The organism is Geobacillus thermopakistaniensis (assembly GCF_000498995.1).
Classification (GTDB): Bacteria; Bacillota; Bacilli; order Bacillales; family Anoxybacillaceae; genus Geobacillus; species Geobacillus thermoleovorans.
Genome location: NZ_AYSF01000033.1, coordinates 1 through 22,486, shown reverse-complemented (window position 1 = coordinate 22,486; position 22,486 = coordinate 1). Strand labels below are relative to the sequence as shown.

General features: G+C 43.9%; 20 protein-coding genes and 1 pseudogene. 20 read left to right on the top strand and 1 reads right to left on the bottom strand.

Annotation, left to right across the window (positions count from 1 at the left end):
* The first annotated feature begins 34 nt into the window (after positions 1-34).
* From T260_RS133650 to T260_RS133700, 11 genes are all read left to right on the top strand, one after another.
* A complete protein-coding gene (locus T260_RS133650; RefSeq protein WP_013145187.1) occupies positions 35-982 on the top strand; it encodes an ABC transporter permease in 948 nt (315 codons plus the stop codon).
* A gap of 15 nt (positions 983-997) precedes the next feature.
* A complete protein-coding gene (locus tag T260_RS133655; RefSeq protein WP_015374977.1) occupies positions 998-1,888 on the top strand; it encodes a carbohydrate ABC transporter permease in 891 nt (296 codons plus the stop codon).
* Positions 1,889-1,905: 17 nt separating this feature from the next.
* On the top strand, positions 1,906-3,945 hold the full coding sequence (locus tag T260_RS133660; protein WP_023633601.1) for an alpha-glucuronidase family glycosyl hydrolase: 2,040 nt from the start codon (positions 1,906-1,908) through the stop codon (positions 3,943-3,945).
* Between the two features lie 15 nt (positions 3,946-3,960).
* Positions 3,961-5,472, top strand: a complete 1,512-nt coding sequence (locus T260_RS133665) for a GH39 family glycosyl hydrolase (protein WP_023633600.1) — start codon at positions 3,961-3,963, stop codon at positions 5,470-5,472.
* 31 nt (positions 5,473-5,503) lie between these two features.
* On the top strand, positions 5,504-6,457 hold the full coding sequence (locus T260_RS133670; protein WP_023633599.1) for a sugar kinase: 954 nt from the start codon (positions 5,504-5,506) through the stop codon (positions 6,455-6,457).
* A 15-nt stretch (positions 6,458-6,472) separates the two neighbouring features.
* Positions 6,473-7,123 carry a bifunctional 4-hydroxy-2-oxoglutarate aldolase/2-dehydro-3-deoxy-phosphogluconate aldolase gene (locus tag T260_RS133675; RefSeq protein WP_023633598.1) on the top strand — a complete coding sequence of 217 codons (651 nt, stop codon included), beginning with the start codon at positions 6,473-6,475 and terminating at the stop codon, positions 7,121-7,123.
* A gap of 115 nt (positions 7,124-7,238) precedes the next feature.
* Positions 7,239-7,937 carry a GntR family transcriptional regulator gene (locus T260_RS133680; RefSeq protein ID WP_013145193.1) on the top strand — a complete coding sequence of 233 codons (699 nt, stop codon included), beginning with the start codon at positions 7,239-7,241 and terminating at the stop codon, positions 7,935-7,937.
* Positions 7,938-7,973: 36 nt separating this feature from the next.
* Positions 7,974-9,389, top strand: a complete 1,416-nt coding sequence (uxaC, locus tag T260_RS133685) for a glucuronate isomerase (RefSeq protein ID WP_023633597.1) — start codon at positions 7,974-7,976, stop codon at positions 9,387-9,389.
* Between the two features lie 7 nt (positions 9,390-9,396).
* Complete coding sequence (gene uxuA, locus T260_RS133690; RefSeq protein ID WP_023633596.1) at positions 9,397-10,512, top strand: mannonate dehydratase; 1,116 nt, start codon at positions 9,397-9,399, stop codon at positions 10,510-10,512.
* A complete protein-coding gene (locus T260_RS133695) occupies positions 10,488-11,333 on the top strand; it encodes an SDR family oxidoreductase (protein ID WP_023633595.1) in 846 nt (281 codons plus the stop codon). The genes uxuA and T260_RS133695 overlap by 25 nt, the downstream gene beginning before the upstream one ends.
* 124 nt (positions 11,334-11,457) lie before the next feature.
* Positions 11,458-12,099 (top strand): YesL family protein, encoded by a 642-nt coding sequence (locus tag T260_RS133700; protein ID WP_023633594.1) that lies wholly within the window; start codon positions 11,458-11,460, stop codon positions 12,097-12,099.
* A 65-nt stretch (positions 12,100-12,164) separates the two neighbouring features.
* Here the strand turns inward: T260_RS133700 and T260_RS133705 are convergent, their stop codons facing one another.
* A complete protein-coding gene (locus T260_RS133705; protein ID WP_023633593.1) occupies positions 12,165-13,388 on the bottom strand; it encodes an endo-1,4-beta-xylanase in 1,224 nt (407 codons plus the stop codon).
* 453 nt (positions 13,389-13,841) lie between these two features.
* On the opposite strand from T260_RS133705, the gene T260_RS1000000139785 reads away from it, so the two are divergent.
* The 9 genes and pseudogenes from T260_RS1000000139785 to T260_RS0119830 all read left to right on the top strand — a co-directional run.
* Positions 13,842-14,009: a hypothetical protein gene (locus T260_RS1000000139785; RefSeq protein ID WP_160164937.1), complete on the top strand. Its 168-nt coding sequence runs from the start codon at positions 13,842-13,844 to the stop codon at positions 14,007-14,009.
* A gap of 14 nt (positions 14,010-14,023) precedes the next feature.
* Positions 14,024-14,818 (top strand): Nif3-like dinuclear metal center hexameric protein, encoded by a 795-nt coding sequence (locus T260_RS133710; protein WP_023633592.1) that lies wholly within the window; start codon positions 14,024-14,026, stop codon positions 14,816-14,818.
* Positions 14,819-14,846: 28 nt separating this feature from the next.
* Positions 14,847-15,509, top strand: coding sequence for an SGNH/GDSL hydrolase family protein (locus T260_RS133715; RefSeq protein WP_023633591.1), 663 nt, complete (start codon positions 14,847-14,849; stop codon positions 15,507-15,509).
* A gap of 626 nt (positions 15,510-16,135) precedes the next feature.
* Entirely contained in the window at positions 16,136-17,614 is a 1,479-nt protein-coding gene (locus tag T260_RS133720) for a glycoside hydrolase family 5 protein (RefSeq protein WP_023633590.1), read from the top strand.
* Positions 17,615-17,908: 294 nt separating this feature from the next.
* Positions 17,909-19,213, top strand: a complete 1,305-nt coding sequence (locus T260_RS133725; RefSeq protein ID WP_023633589.1) for an extracellular solute-binding protein — start codon at positions 17,909-17,911, stop codon at positions 19,211-19,213.
* A 167-nt stretch (positions 19,214-19,380) separates the two neighbouring features.
* The gene (locus T260_RS133730; protein WP_023633588.1) at positions 19,381-20,325 is read left to right on the top strand and encodes a carbohydrate ABC transporter permease; all 945 of its coding nucleotides are present in this window, start codon (positions 19,381-19,383) and stop codon (positions 20,323-20,325) included.
* Positions 20,326-21,153, top strand: a complete 828-nt coding sequence (locus T260_RS133735) for a carbohydrate ABC transporter permease (protein ID WP_023633587.1) — start codon at positions 20,326-20,328, stop codon at positions 21,151-21,153.
* Positions 21,154-21,215: 62 nt separating this feature from the next.
* Positions 21,216-22,025: a glycoside hydrolase family 3 protein gene (locus tag T260_RS0119835; RefSeq protein ID WP_031212415.1), complete on the top strand. Its 810-nt coding sequence runs from the start codon at positions 21,216-21,218 to the stop codon at positions 22,023-22,025.
* A gap of 91 nt (positions 22,026-22,116) precedes the next feature.
* Positions 22,117-22,486: pseudogene (locus T260_RS0119830) on the top strand (IS4 family transposase); the annotation flags it as partial.

The window sequence follows — 22,486 nt, the reverse complement described above, 5'->3', positions numbered from 1 at the left end:
TTGCAAGAGATGACGCCGGAAGGAGGAAACGGGTATGCAGTCGGCCGTCGATGTCAAAGGACAAACAACAGCGGTGGAAGCAAAGAGAGTTCAGAAAAGAAGAGGAACGTGGCAGTTGCATGTTATGTTGCTTCCTGCCCTCATCATTGTGTTGATTTTTCAATATGTTCCGATGCTAGGACTGGTCATGGCTTTTCAAGATTATGAGCCTTGGCTTGGCTTTTTGCGTTCTCCTTGGGTTGGTCTCGAGCATTTTAAAACGATGTTTGAATATGAAGACGCTCGTCAAGTCATATGGAATACATTGGTCATTTCAACATTAAAAATCATCTTTAACCTCGGTGTGCCTTTGGCGTTTGCGTTGCTTCTCAACGAAGTATACGTGATGAAGTTTAAGCGGACGGTTCAAACGATCGTGTATTTGCCGCACTTTTTGTCATGGGTGATTCTGGGCGGGATCTTGATTGACATGCTTTCTCCTGAAGGGGGGATTGTTAACCGTTTTTTATCAATATTCGGTGTTAAGCCTATTTTCTTTCTTGGAGACAACGATTGGTTTCGTACTGTTGTTGTCGTTACAGATGTGTGGAAAGAATGCGGATTTAACACGATTGTATTTTTAGCTGCCCTTACTTCCATTAACCCATCGTTGTATGAAGCGGCTATCGTGGATGGAGCCAACAGGTGGCAACAAACTATTTACATTACGTTGCCTTCCATGTTGCCGATCATCATTGTGGTTGGAACGTTGTCGCTCGGAAACATTTTAAATGCCGGATTTGATCAAATTTTAAACTTGTACAATCCGCTTGTTTACAAAACGGGTGATATCATCGATACGTATGTTTACCGTGTCGGTCTCTTGAACGGGGATTTCAGTTATGCGACAGCTGTTGGATTGTTTAAATCGGTCATCAGCTTTATTCTCGTAGTCACAGGGTATCGTCTCGCTTATAAGTATGCGAACTATAAAATCTTTTAAAGGGAGGGGAGGTCTATGCATCATCACTACCAAAAAAGCTTGTCTTATAAACTATTCACTGTGTTTAACTATACTCTTTTAACGATCATTGCCGTTCTTTGCCTTTTGCCTCTCATCCATATTTTAGCCGTCTCATTCAGCGGCAGTGCAGCGGCGACCGCTAATCTGGTCGGACTGTGGCCCGTTGACTTTACGTTGGACGCTTATGAGAAAACGATTGGGAATGAAAATTTTTTGCGTTCCCTTTGGAATTCGTTTTTGCGTGTTGTATTGGGAACAGTCATTTCCATGGGAGTCATGTTATGCGCTGCCTATCCGCTGTCCAAAAGCGACGACGCCTTTCGCGGCCGGAAACTCTATATGTGGATTTTTGTGTTTACGATGTTGTTCCATGGCGGTCTCGTTCCGACTTATATGGTGGTGACGAAGCTCGGGTTGACAGATACGATTTGGGCGTTGATTTTACCGCCAGCTGTCAGCGCCTTTAACTTAATTTTGCTTGTGAACTTTTTCCGAACTTCGGTGCCGAAATCGCTTGAAGAGGCCGCTTTAATGGATGGCGCAAATCATTTCACGATTTTTTGGAAAATTTATTTGCCGATTTCGGTGCCTGCCATTGCGACGATTTCGCTCTTTACGATGGTTTTTCATTGGAACTCATGGTTTGATGGGTTGATTTATATGTCCGATGTGAAACATTACCCGTTATCTACGTTCTTACAAACGATTATTGTTCAACAGGATTTTACGAAAATGAGCGTCGATGCAGAAACATTGAAAAACTTATCTGAACGGACAGTGAAGGCGGCACAAATCTTCATCGCAGCTTTGCCGATGCTGATTGTTTATCCGTTTGTGCAAAAGTTTTTTGTGAAAGGGATTGTGTTGGGGGCGGAAAAAGAGTAACAGGAGGAGAATTCGACATGACGGCGGGATACGAACCTTGTTGGCTGCGGTATGAGCGGAAGGATCAATATAGTCGATTACGGTTTGAGGAGATTGTGGCGAAAAGAACATCGCCCATTTTTCAAGCAGCCGTGGAAGAACTCCAAAAAGGGCTTCGTTCGATGATGGAGATTGAGCCGCAAGTGGTGCAGGAAGTAAATGAAACAGCTAATTCGATTTGGCTTGGGACGCTTGAAGATGAAGAGTTCGAGCGACCATTAGAGGGAACGCTTGTTCATCCTGAAGGGTATGTGATTCGATCGGATGTCGACGATGGCCCGTTCCGTATCTACATTATTGGGAAAACAGATGCTGGTGTGTTGTATGGTGTCTTTCATTTCCTCCGATTATTGCAAATGGGTGAGAACATCGCCCAACTGTCCATCATCGAGCAGCCAAAAAACCGGTTGCGCATGATCAATCATTGGGACAATATGGATGGCAGCATTGAGCGTGGATATGCTGGTCGGTCGATTTTCTTTGTCGATGACCAGTTTGTGAAACAAAACCAACGGATAAAAGATTATGCACGATTGCTTGCTTCTGTGGGTATTAACGCCATCTCCATCAACAATGTCAATGTACACAAAACCGAAACGAAACTCATCACCGATCACTTTTTGCCTGACGTGGCGGAAGTAGCGGATATCTTCCGAACCTACGGAATCAAAACATTTTTAAGTATCAACTACGCAAGCCCGATTGAGATTGGCGGGCTTCCAACAGCAGATCCGCTTGATCCCGAGGTGCGATGGTGGTGGAAGGAAACGGCGAAACGTATTTATCAATATATTCCTGATTTTGGCGGCTTTGTAGTCAAAGCGGATTCCGAGTTTCGTCCTGGTCCCTTTACGTATGGGCGCGATCACGCGGAAGGGGCAAATATGTTGGCAGAGGCGTTGGCGCCGTTTGGGGGGCTCGTCATTTGGAGATGTTTTGTTTATAACTGCCAGCAGGATTGGCGCGATCGGACGACCGATCGGGCAAAAGCCGCATATGATCACTTTAAGCCATTGGATGGACAGTTTCGCGAGAATGTCATCTTGCAAATTAAAAACGGCCCAATGGATTTTCAAGTAAGGGAGCCGGTTTCTCCGTTATTTGGCGCTATGCCGAAAACCAATCAAATGATGGAGGTTCAAATCACCCAGGAATATACAGGACAGCAAAAACATTTATGCTTCTTGATTCCACAGTGGAAAGAGGTGCTTGATTTTGATACGTATGCCAAGGGAAAAGGGTCGAAAGTAAAAAAGGTAATTGATGGCTCGCTATTTGACTATCGATACAGCGGGATCGCAGGGGTATCTAATATTGGCAATGACCCAAACTGGACTGGGCATACGTTGGCGCAAGCAAACTTGTATGGATTTGGGCGGCTCGCTTGGAATCCGGATTTGTCTGCCGAAGAAATTGCTAACGAATGGGTTGTGCAAACGTTTGGGGATGATTCACAAGTCGTCGAGACGATCAGTTGGATGCTTCTATCTTCGTGGAGAATTTATGAAAACTACACCTCTCCGCTTGGCGTCGGCTGGATGGTGAACCCAGGGCACCATTATGGTCCTAATGTGGATGGCTATGAATATTCGCATTGGGGGACGTACCATTATGCTGACCGCGACGGGATCGGTGTTGACCGGACGGTTGCTACGGGAACAGGATATACGGCGCAATACTTTCCGGAAAATGCAGCGATGTATGAGTCGCTCGACACTTGTCCGGATGAGCTGCTCTTGTTTTTCCATCACGTTCCGTACACTCATCGGCTGCATTCAGGGGAAACGGTCATTCAACATATTTACAATACTCATTTTGAAGGGGTTGAGCAGGCGAAACAGCTGCGGAAACGATGGGAACAACTGAAAGGGAAAATCGACGAAAAACGGTATCATGATGTATTGGAACGATTGACGATCCAAGTGGAACATGCTAAAGAATGGCGAGATGTCATCAATACGTACTTTTACCGGAAGTCAGGAATAGACGACCAATACGGGCGGAAAATTTATCGGTGAATAGGGGAGAGGAGCATGAAGGTTGTAAACGTGCCAAGCAACGGGAGGGAGAAGTTTAAAAAGAATTGGAAATTTTGCGTTGGCACCGGGCGGCTCGGCCTTGCTTTGCAAAAGGAGTATTTGGATCACTTGAAACTCGTGCAAGAGAAAATAGGGTTTCGATACATCCGCGGTCATGGCTTGCTTTCCGATGATGTCGGAATTTATCGAGAAGTCGAAATCGATGGGGAAATGAAGCCGTTTTATAACTTTACGTACATCGACCGGATTGTTGATTCGTATTTAGCGTTGAATATCCGGCCGTTTATTGAATTTGGATTTATGCCAAAAGCGCTTGCTTCGGGAGACCAAACAGTTTTTTATTGGAAAGGCAACGTTACACCCCCGAAAGATTATAACAAGTGGCGTGATCTCATCGTAGCGGTCGTTTCCCATTTCATTGAGCGATACGGGATTGAGGAAGTGCGGACATGGCTGTTTGAAGTATGGAATGAACCTAATTTAGTGAACTTCTGGAAAGATGCCAACAAACAGGAGTATTTTAAGCTGTACGAGGTGACAGCCCGAGCGGTAAAAAGCGTTGATCCTCATTTGCAAGTTGGGGGACCGGCCATTTGCGGAGGAAGCGATGAATGGATTACGGATTTTCTCCACTTTTGCGCCGAACGGAGGGTGCCTGTTGATTTTGTCAGCCGCCATGCCTATACATCGAAGGCGCCGCATAAGAAAACGTTTGAATATTACTATCAAGAGCTTGAGCCGCCAGAAGATATGTTGGAGCAATTCAAAACGGTGCGCGCCTTGATTCGCCAGTCTCCGTTTCCGCATTTGCCATTGCATATTACCGAATATAATACATCGTACAGCCCCATCAACCCGGTTCATGATACGGCGCTCAATGCAGCATACATTGCCCGTATTTTAAGTGAGGGGGGAGATTACGTCGACTCGTTTTCATATTGGACGTTCAGTGATGTGTTTGAAGAAATGGACGTTCCGAAGGCGTTGTTTCACGGTGGGTTCGGTCTAGTTGCGCTTCACTCGATTCCCAAACCGACATTTCATGCGTTTACATTCTTTAATGCTCTAGGCGACGAACTGTTGTATCGTGACGGAGAGATGATTGTGACAAGGCGGAAAGATGGATCGATTGCCGCAGTGCTTTGGAATTTAGTGATGGAAAAAGGAGAAGGATTGACAAAAGAAGTGCAGCTGGTGATTCCAGTTTCATTTTCCGCTGTTTTTATCAAGCGGCAAATCGTCAATGAGCAGTACGGGAACGCGTGGAGAGTTTGGAAACAGATGGGGCGTCCCCGTTTTCCAAGCCGTCAAGCGGTGGAAACGTTGCGTCAAGTGGCGCAGCCTCATGTGATGACGGAGCAGAGACGGGCAACGGACGGTGTGATTCATTTATCTATTGTCCTATCAAAAAACGAGGTGACATTAATCGAGATTGAGCAAGTTCGAGATGAGACAAGCACATATGTCGGCTTAGATGATGGTGAAATGACATCGTATTCTTCATGAAAGATTACTAAAGTGGTTTTGGAGGGACGAGATGGACGTAGTCACCATTGGCGAATCGATGGCCGTATTTACACCAACAAGCGTCGGCTTGATGAGACAGGCGACCACCTTTACTATGCGGATTGGCGGAGCGGAATCCAATGTCGCTGTCGGCCTTGCTCGATTAGGCCATCGTGTAGGATGGATCAGCAAGGTCGGAAGCGATGAGTTTGGAAAGGCGATTTTGTCTTTCCTGAAAGGTGAGGGAGTGGATGTCAGCCGGGTAAAAATGGATGGGGAAGCGCCGACCGGCATTTACTTTAAGGAACAAAGACGTCTAAACGATACGCGGGTATATTACTATCGCAAAGGATCAGCGGCGAGCAGGCTGACGCCTGCCGACTTGGATGAGAAATATATCGCAGAGGCAAAGTATTTGCATATTACGGGAATCACTCCGGCGTTAAGCGAGAATTGTCGTGAAACGATCTTTGCCGCCATGGCGATCGCTCGTCGTCACGGGGTGAAAATCGTTTTTGATCCGAATTTGCGGTTGAAACTATGGAATGAAGCGGATCGGGCCAAGGAAGTGATGCTTCGCATGGCAGCTGAATCAGATGTGGTTCTCCCTGGAGAAGCTGAGGCATCGTTTTTATTCGGAAAACATTCGGTTGAGGAATGGGGAAGCCGGCTGCTTGGCATGGGCGCTTCGCTCGTTGTCATTAAACTAGGCGCAAATGGTGCCCATTATTTTACGAATGCGCATCATGAGTATGTTCCAGGGTTTCCTGTTGAAAGGGTAATCGACCCTGTCGGTGCTGGGGATGGGTTTGCAGCTGGGCTGCTATCCGGACTGCTTGAAGGACTTCGTTTAACAGAAGCGGTGCAGCGAGCGAATGCAGTTGGCGCGCTTGTGACAATGGTCGAGGGGGATGCTGATGGCATGCCGGAACGCGATGACGTCGAGCGCTTGATAAATCAGCGACGGGAAGATGTTACGCGATAAAGGAGATGAACCTACATGAAGGTAGTCCAAATGATTCGAGAGATTGGCATCATTCCAGTCGTCCGCGGTGCGACGGTTGATACTGTTCTTCCGCTGTCATTGGCTTTGCGGCAGGGAGGCATTCCAATCATGGAAATTACGATGGAAACAGCTGGGGCTTTGGCCGCGTTGGAAAAGGCTGCAAGGGAACTGAAAGATATGTTGATCGGTGCGGGAACGGTGCTGGACGCTGAAACAGCACAGAGGGCGATTTCAGCTGGGGCGCGGTTTATCGTTTCTCCCTTCCTTTCTATTGATGTGATTCAGGCGGCAAAACAAAATCGCGTTGTCAGTATCGCAGGAGGATTGACGCCGACCGAAATTGTGAATGCTTTTCAGCACGGGGCTGATATGGTGAAAGTATTTCCTGCTCATGTGTTTGGGCCAAACTATATTCGAAGCATAAAGGAGCCGCTTCCCCACATCCCCCTCATCGCAACTGGAGGAATCAATCTGAAAACGGCTGGAGAGTATATAAAAGCGGGAGTGGATGCCATCGGTGTCGGGAACTCGTTAGTGAAGGTTGAAGGGGCATTGGAAAACGATCAGTGGAAGATTATTGCCGAACGGGCAGCTCAATGGATGTCGATTGTGCACAAGGTGAGGGGAGAGAATGCGGGTGAATGAATCGCTGAGAAATTTGACAGGAAATATGTTCTTTCCTACATTGGAAGAAAACGCATGATCATGGATGTACTTTATCACTGCCATACTAGTATATAAGAAAAAGGGGAATCGCAAGGTGATCTTTACTGCCCAACAAAGCCAACAAATTAAAAGTTCTGTCAGAGGTTCGGCGCGCGACCAGTTGTACGAGATGCTAAAGGAAAAGATTTTGCGCCTTGAGTTGGAACCAGGAACAAAAATTTCCGAAAAGGAAATTGCTGAGCAATTGCATATTAGCCGCACCCCGGTGCGGGAAGCATTTCTCAAACTGGCGCAAGAAGAATTGCTTGATATTATTCCGCAAAGCGGAACCATTGTTTCGCGCATCAACTTGGAACATGTGGAGGAAGGGCGCTTTATCCGCGAGGTTGTCGAGAAAGAAGTGGCCGTTTTAGCTTGTACGAAATTGCGTCAAGATCATCTATTTGAAATGGAGAAGAATATTGCGATGCAAGAGTTGTGTGCCGAAAAAGGAAATTTTCTTGAGTTGTTTGAGCTTGATGAAAAGTTCCATCAGCTCATTTACGATGGCTGCCGAATGTCGCGCTCGTGGAAAATGGTGCAAAGTTTAAACAGTCATTTCAATCGTTTGCGTGTACTGAGACTATCATCCGATCTTGATTGGGACATTATTATTTCCCATCACAAGCAAATTTATCGGTTAATTGCGAATAAAGAAGCAGAGAAAGTGCGTCAGGTGATGGAAGAGCATTTGCGGCTTGTCGAAATTGAAAAAGACGTACTAAAAAGGCAGTATCCTCATTATTTTGTATAAGTTGTTGGAAGTTTCGCTTTGCGGGAGGGAGACAGTGTGCAGCCGTTCATTCATGAAAATTTTTTGTTGCAAAACAAGCATGCCGAAGTGTTGTACCATGACTATGCGAAATCATTGCCGATTATTGATTATCACTGCCATTTGAGCGCAAAAGAGATTGCGGAAGACCGGCGGTTTCATGATATGACGGAGCTTTGGCTCGAGGGGGATCATTACAAATGGCGGGCGATGCGGGCGATGGGAGTCGAAGAAAAGTATATTACCGGAAACGCCTCTCCAGAGGAAAAGTTTCAAGCATGGGCGAAAACGGTGCCGTATTGCATCGGGAATCCACTCTATCATTGGACACATTTAGAGCTAAAACGCTATTTTCAAGTGGATGCTCTTCTGAATGAGCGGACGTGGCGTGAAATTTGGAATCATTGCAATGATTTATTGAGACAGGAAGGATTCTCAGCCCGCTCTTTCATGGTCAAATCTAATGTGGAGTGGATTGGGACAACGGACGATCCGCTCGATGATTTAGCTGATCATCAAGCAATTGCCCAAGATCCATCATTTCTAGTAAAGATTGTTCCGTCTTTTCGTCCTGATGCAGTCATTGAAATCAACCGCCCTTCGTTTTTAGACTATGTGGGAAAGCTAGGGGAAGCAGCTGGCCTGCCGATTCATGATTACGATCAGCTGCTGCAAGCCATTGAAAGCCGAGTGCGTTATTTTCATGCGGCAGGATGCCGGATGGCTGATCACGGCTTAGAATCGATGCCGTATTCAGAATGCGGTTGGAAGGAAGCAAACGATATTTTTCAAAAACGAAAAAATGGATTTGTCCTCAGCCGTGAGGAGGAGGAAAAATATAAAACTTTCACTTTATGCTTCTTAGCCCGATTGTACCACTCACTTGGTTGGGTGATGCAGCTGCACATCGGTTCGATTCGAAATACAAATGAAAAGATGTTCCGGCGTCTTGGTCCGAATACAGGATATGATTCGATTCATGACTTTTTCCTTGCCCAGCCGTTAAATGCCTTTCTTAATGAGCTAGAGCGTCGCGATCAACTGCCAAAAACGATTGTGTACACATTAAACCCCGCTTATAACTATATTGTCGCCTCAACGGTCGGCAATTTTCAATCAGAAGGGGTAAAAGGGAAAGTTCAATTTGGCGCAGCTTGGTGGTTTAACGACCATCAAGATGGCATCATAACACACTTAACAGATCTCGCCAATGTCGGCGTGCTAAGTACATTTGTTGGGATGTTGACTGATTCAAGAAGTTTTTTATCTTATGTACGCCACGAGTATTTTCGCAGAATTGTATGCAATTTGATCGGTTCGTGGATAGAAAGAGGAGAGGTTCCCCAAGACTATGCTTTTTTAGGGAAAATCGTTCAAGATTTATGTTACTTCAATGCGAAACAATACTTTCAAGTCGTCGTGAGTGGGAGATGAGATCGGAATGAAAATGACGTTTCGCTGGTTTGGAAAAGATCATGATACCGTTTCGTTGGATTATATTCGGCAAATCCCAGGGGTTGAAGGAATTGTCGGAGCGCTATATCACATTCCTGTAGGGGAAGTATGGCCGCTCGAAGATATATTGGAACTAAAGCGGCAAGTGAATGAAAAAGGATTTCATCTTGAAGTCATTGAGAGCGTCAACGTTCATGAAGATATTAAACTCGGTCTGCCCTCACGGGATCGATATATTGAAAACTATAAACAAACGATTCGCAACTTGGCGAAAGCTGGGGTCAAAGTCATTTGTTACAATTTTATGCCGATTTTTGACTGGACTCGTTCCGACTTAGCCAAAAGGCGGCCTGACGGATCGACGGTGCTCGCCTACGAGAAACAAAAGATTGAACAGATCGATCCGGAGGAAATGATCGAACGCATTGAAAGTGGAGCGAACGGGTTTTTGCTTCCGGGATGGGAACCGGAGCGATTGAAAACGATTAAGCCGCTCTTTGCTTTGTACAAAGGAGTGACAGAAGACGATTTATTTGAACATTTACGCTACTTTTTGGAACAAATCATTCCTGTTGCAGAAGAATGCGGCATTCGGATGGCTCTTCATCCCGATGATCCGCCTTGGTCGGTGTTCGGATTACCGCGGATTGCAACCAATAAGGAGAATTTGGATCGAATCGTCCACATGGTCAACAGTCCAGCGAATGGGTTGACATTATGCTCCGGGTCGCTTGGAGCCAATCCGGCCAACGATGTTCCAGACATCTTCCGCTACTTTTTAAAGCTGGAACGGGTGCCATTTGCCCATGTACGGAACGTCGAAATTCACGCGAATGGCGATTTTGAGGAAACCTCTCATCGCAGTTGCGATGGTTCGTTGAATATATGCGAGATTATGAAGACATTGCATGAAGCGAATTTTCAAGGATACATCCGACCGGATCATGGCCGGATGATTTGGGGGGAACGAGCGCGCCCTGGTTACGGATTATACGATCGGGCGCTTGGCATTATGTACTTGCTGGGCATTTGGGATAGTTTGGAGAATGAAAAAAAGAAGCAAGAAGGTGAGAAGGCATGCTCCCGATCCATCCAAGTTTAAAAGGCAAGGTAGCGGTTGTAACGGGCGGAGGTGGAGTGTTGTGCAGCTGCATGGCGAAAGAGCTTGCACGCCAAGGAATGAAAGTGGCGATTTTAAATCGAACGCCCGAGAAAGCTGAAATAGTAAAGAACGAGATCGAAGAGCAAGGCGGCCAAGCGCTGGCTATTCAGTGCGATGTGTTGGATGTCGAACGCGTCGAACAGGCAGCAGAAATGGTAGCGGAAGTTTACGGGCCGTGCGATGTCCTGATTAATGGGGCAGGCGGAAACCATCCGCAGGGCATTACGACAAAGGAAATACTCGAGTTGCAGGATCTAGAGAATCAAGACATTACAACGTTTTTCGATTTGACGACAGAAGGGTTTTCCTATGTTTTTGATTTAAATATTCTTGGGACGATCATCCCGACGCAGCATTTTCTTAAACAGATGGTGGGCAGAGGAGGAACGATCATTAATATTTCCTCGATGAGCGCCCCTAGACCAATGACGAAAGTGCCGGCATACAGCGCAGCAAAAGCGGGGATTGAAAACTTTACAAAATGGCTCGCTGTGCATGTTGCCGAGGTTGGAGTTCGGGTTAACGCCATTGCGCCGGGCTTCTTTTTGACAAAACAAAATGAGCATCTTCTGAAACGTCCGGACGGATCATACACAGAGCGGACAGAGAAAATTTTATCCCATACTCCGATGCGACGGTTGGGCAAGCCGGAAGACTTGTTAGGGACGTTGCTTTGGCTAGTAGACAGCCAGATGAGCGGATTTGTTACAGGGGTGACTGTTCCAGTCGATGGAGGCTTTTTAGCTTATGCGGGGGTGTAAGTTTTTCAAGACATAAAACGATGGCTAATGAAAGAAGGGGAGGGAATAAAATCTTTCCTTCTTTTTTTCTCTCTATAATGATATACTAACCTTAGTAGAGAGTAAAAACAAAGGTGGAGAAATGATGCGTTCCGGTCTGTTGGACAGTAAATTGTACCGCGTCTGTGAATGGATCACAAGATTAGCGTATATTAATATCATCTGGGTTGGTTTTACAATTATAGGGTTAGGTATTTTGGGCGTTGCTCCGTCAACTGTAGCGCTGTTTACGATTGTGCGGAAGTGGCTTTTATTCCGTGATGAAGGCGTTCCTGTATTCAAAACGTTCGCCCGCACATATAAACAAGAATTCTGGCGGGCGAACGGAATAGGGTTTTTGTTTATGGCCATAGCATATATTTTATATATTGACGTGTTATATATTGACCATGTGCCTGCACCTTGGCAGCTGCCGTTTTCCGTAGTGTTGTTTGTCATCATGATTTTTTATGGGGTAACATTGTTATATGTATTTCCGATTTATGTGCATTATGAACTTCGCTTTTGGCAATATGTGAAGTATGCCTTTGTAATTGGTATAGCTAATCCGTTTATGACTCTCGCGATGATCGTGAGCATCGGCATACTACTAGTTGTCCTTCTTTATGTTCCAGGTTTGATCCCATTTTTTAGCGTCAGTCTTTTTGCCATGATTGTAATGGGCAGTGCGCTTCGTGTGTTCCGTAAAGTGGAAGAGAGGCAGACGGCCTGGCAGCACGGAAGATAAATCTAAAGGGCTGCCACAAAGGAAATCACTCCTTTGCGGCAGCCTGCTTAACATTGGGGGAATTGCTATTTATGATCAATAATGGCCCAATAGGCGGGTTTTACATGGTAATTTAAGTCAAATACAAACGGTGCGTCCTTCCCTGCTCCTTTTTCCACTCTTGTGTACGGAGCATTTGGGTCGACAACAACATTTCCGTTAACGTCATAATAAACATCCGCTCGGCTGTCAAGCCACGTATGGTTATCAGCGATACCCCAGAAGGTGACGTTGCTGATTTTGTCGCCGAGTTTTTCATACAGTTTAAATAAACGATCGTAACGGGCTGCTTGGTCCAAAAACTTTTGCTTTGGAATGGCGTCATACGTCGGGTAGGCTCGCGGCGGCCAGCCGTACATGCTTACATCGAGTTCGGTAATTTGGTTATCTAACCCAAGATCGGCGAACATGTTGATCGTTTTTTCGATTTCCGCTTCAGAGGGCCAACCGATTTGAATGTGAGACTGGTGTCCGATGCCATCGATCGGAACCCCTTCTGCTTTCAGCTGTTTGACCAAGCTGTAAAGGGCGGTTCGCTTTGGTTCGACTTCTGTATTGTAATCATTAATGTAAAGTTTAATGTTGTTGCCGCCATATTTTCTTGCTGTTTGGAATGCCACTTTAATATAATCGACGCCCGCAATTTGGTACCATGGAGAGTTGCGCAGCTTTCCGTCGTCCCCAACTACTTCATTTACAACGTCCCAATACTCAATGTCGTTTTTATACCGCTCGACGATCGTTTTAATATGAGTCTCGAGCCGTTTTAATAGCAGCTGCTTATTTTGCCCGCGTTTCACAGGGTCTGTTTCATTAACCATTGGTCTGCCTTCTTTGTCGAGAAAGAACCATTCTGGCACTTGGCTATGCCAAACGAGTGTATGGAAGCGAATATCCATGCCATTCTTTTTGGCGAATTGGACGATCTTGTCGGCTTGTTCAAAGTTAAATTTCCCTTCCTCCGGCTGAATGTTGATCGGTTTCATAACATTTTCAGCAACAATGCTATTGAAGTGGCGTTTTAGCATTTGGGCGTCTTTTTGGTTCAGCAGCTGATATGGTTCAACAGCCGCACCAATTGTGAATGAGTTTTTGTAGCGTTGATCCAGTTGTGGGGCATGCAATGCACTGATGCTGGGTTTGTTTGCATAAGAATCGGCACTCTCAGCAGATGTGGCGGTCATTCCGATAGGAAGCAATAGCGATAGAGCCAATCCAACAGTTACTGGTTTACGCATGACATTCCACATACCCATCGTTCCTCCTTCCTTCATATCGCAATATAGGGATGAAAGGGTTTTTCATTTCGAGGAAAGGTGTTGCATTTCCCTAATTTCATTTTATCACGACCAACTTTGTTTGTAAAACAAATATACTAACTATTATGTATATTATAATTATTAATTCGATTATGGATATGTTGCCGATGCGAGCTGTTCGCTCTGGAACAATCAATAATTCGGTGCGCGAGAACTCCAATGAACAGGGATATAACATCTCTCCCTTTGCTTAATGATTTAACGGGCGCTATCATCAGCAATGGGAGAAGGAGATATTTCACTGAATTGGAGGATAGTATGTGAATACCACTATTGAGAATTTAAAAAATTCTGTATATAATTAGTTTGAATAGTAAACATACTGATTGCAACCATTTCATCCTTATTGTTTCTGAATAGAAGAAGTTTTAGGTAGAAAGCAACATGCTGAAGGGACAAGAGCAGGGGGTGAACTCAAAATGGCTGGACATGCTTGTTTTGTGCGCACACTTCGATGAGTCATTTTCATGCCAAGGTGGCGGGCAAGGCTCGTTTATGAAAATTTTTTGTGAACAAACAATAGAGTTTTATGGTAGCCAGCGTATTAATTGAAAGGAGACAGAATAATGGTAGTCACCGTTCAGGAAGTACTAGAACGATTAACAGTGTCGATAGGGAAAATCTCGAATACTGTGGATGCCCTTAAGTACGGTGATCCTAATATGAAAGTAAAAGGGATGGCAATTAGTTTCATGCCTACATATCGCGTGATTCGGCAAGCTATTTCAGCGGGCGCCAACTTCCTTATCACTCATGAAGGGTTGTTTTACAGTCATACTGACCATACTGAAATGATGAAAAAGGATCCGGTGTATCAAGAAAAGATTCGCTTGATTCGCGAGTCGGGCATCGCCATTTACCGATTTCATGATGGTTGGCATCGATATCAACCGGACGGAATTATGGTAGGCCTAATCCGCGCTTTGGGCTGGGAAACGCATATCTCCAAATATTTGCCCACTGCGGCAATTATAGTGATTCCTCGCATGACTGCAAAGGAAATAGCTAAATATGCAAAAGAAAAGTTGCATGCCCCATTTGTGCGGATTACAGGAGATTTATCTGCCCCATGTACTCGTATTGGGCTATTAGTGGGGCATCGAGGCGGCGGATCGCTGTCGATTCCATTGTTTGAACAGGAGCACCTTGATGCGATTATTTACGGAGAGGGACCTGAATGGGAGACACCAGAATACGTTCGCGATGCTGTGCATCAAGGAAGGCGAAAAGCACTGATTGTACTGGGGCACGCAGAAAGCGAAGAACCGGGCATGAGGTACTTGGCTGAGTGGTTGGGATTGCAATTTCCTGATGTCCCCGTCCATTTTATTCAAGAAACTCCGCTCTTTCAAGTGGTTTGATAGAAAACTTCAAGGGAGGCAATGTGAAATGAAAATCGGTCGAGGGGAAAAGTTGTTGTTTATTGGCGATTCAATTACTGACTGCGGTCGTGCTCAGCCGGAGGGGGAAGGCTTGTTTGGCGCGCTGGGAACCGGGTATGTAGCGTATATCGATGGTCTCCTGCAGGCGGTTTATCCAGAGTTGGGGATTAGGGTTGTCAATAAGGGAATCAGTGGCAATACGGTGCGGGATTTGAAAGCAAGATGGAAAGAAGATGTCATCGCACAAAAACCGGACTGGGTATCGATTATGATCGGCATTAACGATGTTTGGCGGCAGTATGATTTGCCATTGATGAAAGAAAAACATGTATACTTGGATGAATACGAAACAACACTCCGCAGTCTTGTCCTCGAGACAAAACCGCTTGTAAAAGGCATGATTTTGATGACGCCGTTTTATATTGAGGGAAATGAACATGATCCGATGCGCCGCACGATGGATCAATACGGCCGTGTTGTCAAGCAAATTGCAGAGGAAACAGACAGCCTCCTTGTCGATACCCAAGCAGCTTTTAATGCGGTATTAAAAACGATTTATCCGGCCGCTCTTGCTTGGGATCGTGTTCATCCATCTGTTGCGGGGCATATGATTTTGGCTAGGGCGTTTTTGAAGGCGATCGGTTTTGATTGGAACAAGCCCAATGAATGAGGGGATAGGCAATTGAGCCAATCGGCCCTTACTGGCTGAATCTTTTCTTTCCTCTTCTCCTTAGGGTGTACCTTTTCATCTTCTCAAGGAAATGAAAGATAATTTCTGAAATTTAAACATTATTAGTTGTAATATTCAAAAAATAATGATAAAATAAGGGTAGATAGTTTATGATATAAACAAACTATCTAAGTGTTACTGGAGATTGGTAAGAGCTAATATTCGACAGTAAGGAGAAAAAGTGTCTACTGTTTCCTCGTATGCGGATGGGTTAAAAATATAGGCTTACGAGGAATTACTACCAACGTCATAGACAATTCTTATACTAGGCATCTAATTATGTAGTATTTTGTAAGCGGTTTATCTGAGGGTATTTGGTTTATCAACAAGGGTATAAAGCAGTAATATCATTCGGGAGTGAGGAAGATGTGCAGAAGATATTATTGCTTAAAAACCTGAACCGATTGTCGGTTTTAACTAAAATTAACGGTATTTGATGGCAATATAGCACCCATTTTGCCGAGGGCATATACACAGATTAGGTGCGAGAAGTCCATATGGGTGCGGATATGGGAGTTAGTTAATGAAAAAATAATAGATCAATAGAGGAAAGGATGGGATAAATTATGGAAATGCTTAAAGTCACTAAAAATAAGATTACTGATCAAAAGGGAAACCCTGTTCAGTTGAGGGGCACTTGCATTGGCGGCTGGATGAATATGGAGGATTTTATTAATGGCTATACGGGTTCAGAGCACGCGCTGCGTCATACGGTAGCTGAAGTGATTGGGAAAGGGAAAGCTGAGTTTTTGTTTGAGAGAATGCAACATTATTTCTTCGGGGAAGATGACATTCGGTTTATTAAAAGTTGGGGGGCCAATGTCATTCGTTTGCCGCTAAACTATCGGCATTTTGAGGATGATGAGCACCCGTTCACTTACAAGGAAAGTGGATTTGAGCGTTTGGATCATATTATTAATCTTTGTGAGAAGTATGAATTATATGTTATTTTAGATCTCCATGCGGTTCAAGGATATCAAAATACCCATTGGCATTCCGATAATGATATCCGTCATAGTTTGTTTTGGCATGACCGGACGTACCAAGATCGGTTTGTCGCCTTATGGGAGGAGTTCGCGCGCCGTTATCGGGGAAGAGCAGTTGTTGCTGGCTACAATTTGATGAATGAACCGTGTGTGAATACCCCACATGGGGATTACCCACATACGTTTTTCAATAATTACAAACCAGATTGGAATAGAATCAACTGTATTTATCGGCGGACAGTTGAAGCCATACGCGCCATCGACCCAGACCATATTATTTTCCTTGAGGGAGATCGATATTCTAGATTGTTCGACGGGTTGGAAGCGCCGTTTGCGGACAATCTTGTTTATAGCAGCCATAACTATACAGCGGCAGGATTTGGACCAGGGCCGTATCCAGGAGTGGCAGATGCAAAAAATGCCCGTGTGGATGGAGGGAAATATTGGGATAAAGAAGTACAAAGAAAGGAGTTTCAAAATCACCAAGGCACAAAGTTTGCCCAAAAATATCATGTTCCGCTTTGGGTAGGGGAGTTTGGTTCCGTGTATAATGGACCGGCTCATGAAATTCCTGACCGTTTACGGGCCATGGACGATCAAATTAGTATTTTCGAAGAGTTTGGTGCGCACTGGACAACATGGACGTATAAAGATGTTGGAGTAATGGGGCTCGTCACTCTTGATCCGGAATCAGAATACATGCAGCGGATCGCTCCGATCATTAAGCTAAAACATGCACTAAACACAGATGATTGGATGGTCTGGCTTCCGGGGTTTCGGGCAAGAAAGATGGTTGAAGAATTGGCGTCCCATCTCGAAGAAGTGATTGGGGATCCTGGGATTGTTCACAGTCATAATGTCGCTTGCCTCTCGCAAGCTATTTTAACAGTCTATACAGGGGCATTGATCCAGCCAACGTATGCAAAACTTTTTAAAGATTTATCAGAGGAAAAAATTGATGACATTATGCAGTCGTTTGCGTTTAAAAATTGCAAAATCAACCAAGGTTTGTTGGAGGTGCTGACGAAATACGCTAGTCAGTCCGTTTCCAATTCGTGAGTAACAAAATAATATAGAAAGAAAATAGCATTGGTTTAGTTTGTATTGTTCGTTTATCAAAGGATCTGATAGGGGGTGATGGTTCAAAAGACAATCTCTAGAGGACTGGTGATTTAGTGAAAAATCGGCCTAAAACGTATTTTTTCAAGTTGGGAAACCTTTTAAAATCAGCTCTTTCCCTGCGACAGAAAACACCAATTGAGCCGGAAATCAAGGTTTTTCACCAGCCTTCTAGGTTAACCTCGATAAAGAAACCTTTAATAGAAAAATAATAGCGAAAGGGGACGAGGGGAAATGTTTAAGTTTTTAAAAAGGGGTAAACTGTTTGCTTCAATTTTACTGGTTATTCTTTTGGCAGCCTGCCAACCAAAAGCTCCTTCAACAAATACAAGTAGTTCGGGTAAACCGAACTCTGGAGAAAAAACATTAACCGTTTGGCATATTGAGACAGGCGAGTCAGAGGTAGCTCTTAAGAATGCCGCGAAGAGGTTTGAGGAGAAACACCCGGGTGTAACTGTGAAGTTGGTAAGATATGAAAACGACCCGTACAAAACAAAATTAAGTGTTGCCATGGGCGGCGGAAATCCTCCTGATGTTTTTCATTCTTGGGGAGGGGGATGGCTAAAAAACTTTGTTGATGCTGGCCAGGTAATGGATATTACAAATAAAATTGACAAAGACAATTATTTGGAAGCAGCAATTTCTCCTGCTACTTATGATGGTAAGATTTATGGTGTACCAGTTGGGATGGATATTGTACCTGTTTGGTATAATAGGGAAATTTTTGAAAAGTACAACCTTAAGGAACCCAAAACATATGATGAATTTTTAGAAATTATAAAGACACTAAAATCAAAGGGAATTATTCCTTTAGCATTAGCCAATAAAACCAAATGGCCTGGTTCTTTTTATATGATGTATTTGGCAGAAAGAATTGGTGGTAAGGATTTGTTTAATGAAGCTTTTGGACGCACCGGTAGGGGATTTGATGATGAAGCATATGTCCAAGCAGCAAGAAAAATTCAAGAGTTAGTGAAAATGGGGGCGTTTCCAGAGGGAGTAAATGGCTTAAATTATGATACAGGTCAATCGAGACAGTTGCTGTATACAGGAAAAGCCGCAATGACTATTGATGGGAGCTGGTTCTTAGGTACAATCAGAAAAGAAATGCCAGAGTTTGAGGAAAAACTAGGATTTTTTATGTTCCCAATAATTGAAGGTGGAAAAGGTACTAATAAAGATATTGTAGGTGGGGTTAGTCCAGTTTACTCAGTTTCGGAAAAAAGTCCAAATAAGGACCTAGCGGTTGAGCTTATAAAAGAGTTTGCAAGCAAGGAAACGGCGCAAGAAATGGCAAATAAAGCTGGGGTTATCTCGGCCGTAAAAGGCGTTAAATATGAGGATGGTTATATTAAAAAAATCAATAGTGTTTTAGAAAACGCAGAATTTATGCAAACCTATTATGATCAAACTCTCCCAACTGAAGTTGCAACTGAACATTTGGATACAACTCAAGCACTTTTCGGATTATCAATAACTCCTGAGGAAGCAGTAAAAAGAGTGGAGCAAAAGGCTAAAGAAGTCATAGAAAAAAAATAAAGCAATAACAATTACAATACGATTATTTAATGGGATGTCATATAGGATTCCTGATCCTGTGGGTACCTAATTCAACGCCAAATAAAAAACAGACGGAAGGTATTGTAAGGATCAGGGCCATATGGCATCCTTGTATAAAAGAGGAAGGGGGAGGAGAAATTGTGAAAATGACTGTTAAGCAGTTGTCGACTGCCTCTATTCCTATGACAGCAGTTGGCAAGAAAAAAGTAACTTCTAAAATTAAACAAGGCCTAGTAATCGGAAGTTTTTTAGCTCCTGCATTGCTCGTGTATGGTATTTTTGTTTTATATTCCATTGTGATGACGTTTTACTATAGCCTCTTCGATTGGTCAGGGATTGATAATACTTTTAAATTTATCGGTTTACAGAACTACATAAAGCTTTTACATGATGAGTTGTTTTGGGCTTCCCTAAAAAACAATTCATTGCTGGTTTTTTCCTCTTTATTAACCCAATTGCCTCTTGGTCTAATAATGGCTTTATTGCTATTTAGCCCAATAAAGGGGATGCGTTTTTTTAGGTCGGTTTACTTTATGCCATTCTTAATGTCTACGGTGGCTATAGGCATCTTATTTACATTTATGTATGACGGGAACTTTGGAATAGTAAATCATATTTTAGGATTGCTCGGTTTGGACTCATTACAAAGGGCATGGCTCGGGAACGAAGATACCGCCATTTGGGCAGTTATTGCTACTATTTGTTGGCAGTATGCTCCATTCTATATGGTTTTATTTAGGGCGGCGATTGTAGGGATTCCGGAAGAACTTTATGAGGCTGCCATGATTGATGGAGCGAACTCAAGGCAACGCTTTTTCAAGATAACACTACCATTGTTAATGCCAACAATTGTTACCTCAAGTATTTTATCGATCATTGGTTCGTTGAAGTATTTTGATTTAATTTATGTAATGACCGGCGGGGGACCTAATAATTCCACAGAACTGATGGCGACGTACATGTATGAGGAAACATTTACAAACTTCAATATGGGCTACGGAAGTAGCATATCTTTTTCTATGTTTTTGATTGCATTCATAATCACTGTTATTATTGTCTTCTCTGAACAAAAAAGAAAAGGAGGAAGCTAAATGGCTTTTATAAAGAAAATAAGCAGTATGCCCCTTTATCTATTGGCCATTATCTTGCTGATATTTACCGGCCTACCGTATTTCCTTATGGTAAGTTCATCTTTTAAAAGCCAGCTTGAATTTATGACCTCACCTTGGTCTTTTCCTAAAGATTTTACCTTAGACAATTATTCCGCAGTACTTTCATCGAGCTTTCTCCGTTACTTTGGCAATAGCCTAATAGTTTCAACAGTTTCTGTGGTTATAGTAATTGTTATATCCGCAATGGCCAGCTACCCATTGGCAAGAATGAAATTTAGATTAAACAGACCTGTTTTCATCCTTTTCCTGATCGGGATGATGATCCCGATTCATACCACACTAATTCCAATTTATTTGTTAACGATTAACATTGGATTGTATGATACGATTTGGGGATTAATCGGTCCATATGTTGCATTTTCAATACCTGTATCGGTTGTAATATTCACCCAGTTCCTACAAGAAATCCCTGTTGAATTAGAAGAATCAGCTAAGATTGATGGCTGCGGGCCATTTAGGTTGTTTTGGAAAATTCTGTTTCCGCTTTTAAAACCGGCTGTAGCAACGGTGGCCATTTATAACTTTATTCATATTTGGAATGAGTTTATTTTTGCGCTAGTTTTAACAAACTCAAAGGAAAATTCTACCTTACCGTTAGGACTAAGGGAGTTTTATGGCGAGTTTTCTGTCAATGTGCCAGGAATAATGGCAGCGCTCACATTGGGAAGTCTGCCTCTATTATTAGTATATTTTGTGGCTCAAGAAAAAATTGTGAAGGGGATCGCAGCAGGGTCTGTGAAGGGTTAAGAAGGTTAGGGAAAAAAGATTTATTAATAACAAAACAATAAAATGTTATGGGGAGGAAAAACATGAAAGTGAACAAACAATATCGCCTGTCTTACACATCAAGAGCACAAGAAATTGTAAATCAAATGACATTGGAGGAAAAAGTGTATTTAATGAGCGGTAAGGTATCAATGGAGCAAATGGTGGATGACTTTTCCAACGGGAAACACTATAATTGGATGCCGTATCCGGCTGGTGGCAACGAACGACTTGGTGTTCCTGAAATGAAGTTTGTTGATGGGCCGCGTGGGGTTGTTTCAGGGAACAGCACATGTTTTCCCGTAACGGTGGCAAGAGGTGCGACTTTTGATAAAGACCTCGAGCGGCGGATTGGCCAGGCGATTGGAAAGGAAATCAGGGCGCATGGTGGTAACTTGTTTGGGGGAGTTTGCATTAACCTCCCTCGAAATCCAGGCTGGGGACGAAGTCAGGAAGTGTATGGGGAAGATTCTTTCCTTTTGGGAGCGATGGGGTCGGCATTAGTTGAGGGAGTTCAAGGAGAAAATGTCATTGCCTGCATCAAGCATTATGCTTTTAACAGTATGGAAAATGCAAGATTTAAAGTGAATGTTAAAGCAGATAAACGGACAGAACGCGAAGTGTATCTAGCCCACTTCAAGGACTGTGTTGACGCAGGAGCTGCCTGTGTCATGAGTGCTTATAACTTGTATCAAGGTGTGCATTGTGGACATAGTGATTATCTCTTAAACCAAGTTCTAAAAAATGAGTGGGATTTTGATGGGTTTGTGATTAGTGATTTTATTTGGGGAGTGAAAGATACAGTTGAAGCTGCAAATGGTGGAATGGATATTGAAATGTGTCAGGCGTGTTGATTATCCAATAAAATCCAAAGGGTATAGAAAAAAGAGCACCTTTCCTGTAGAATGTGAGTAGCGACACAAACAAACCCAGGAGGTGCTCTCTATGAACAAGCATACCACACTCCCGAATTTGATGCAAAAACTTGTTTCGNTTCCTGCTGGCCGCCATGCATCAATGGAAAAGCTTTCGCCACGGAGCCGATGTGGGGCCTCTGTATGGATTGCCGCGATTCCATTATTCCACAGTATCCAAGAAAGCGAAAGAAGTTCCCTATGACATCATGAAACGCTTGTTAGCGTTGATCATTTCCAAGTGCAACCGCCAAACCCGCCGTTCGCTTCGGTTTCCCAAACCGCTTCGGGTGGTGGATTCGACGACCGTCACGGTCGGGAAAAACCGCCTGCCATGGGCGCCGTATCACGGCGAACGCGCCGGAGTGAAGCTGCACGTCGCGTATTCGCCGGAATCCTCG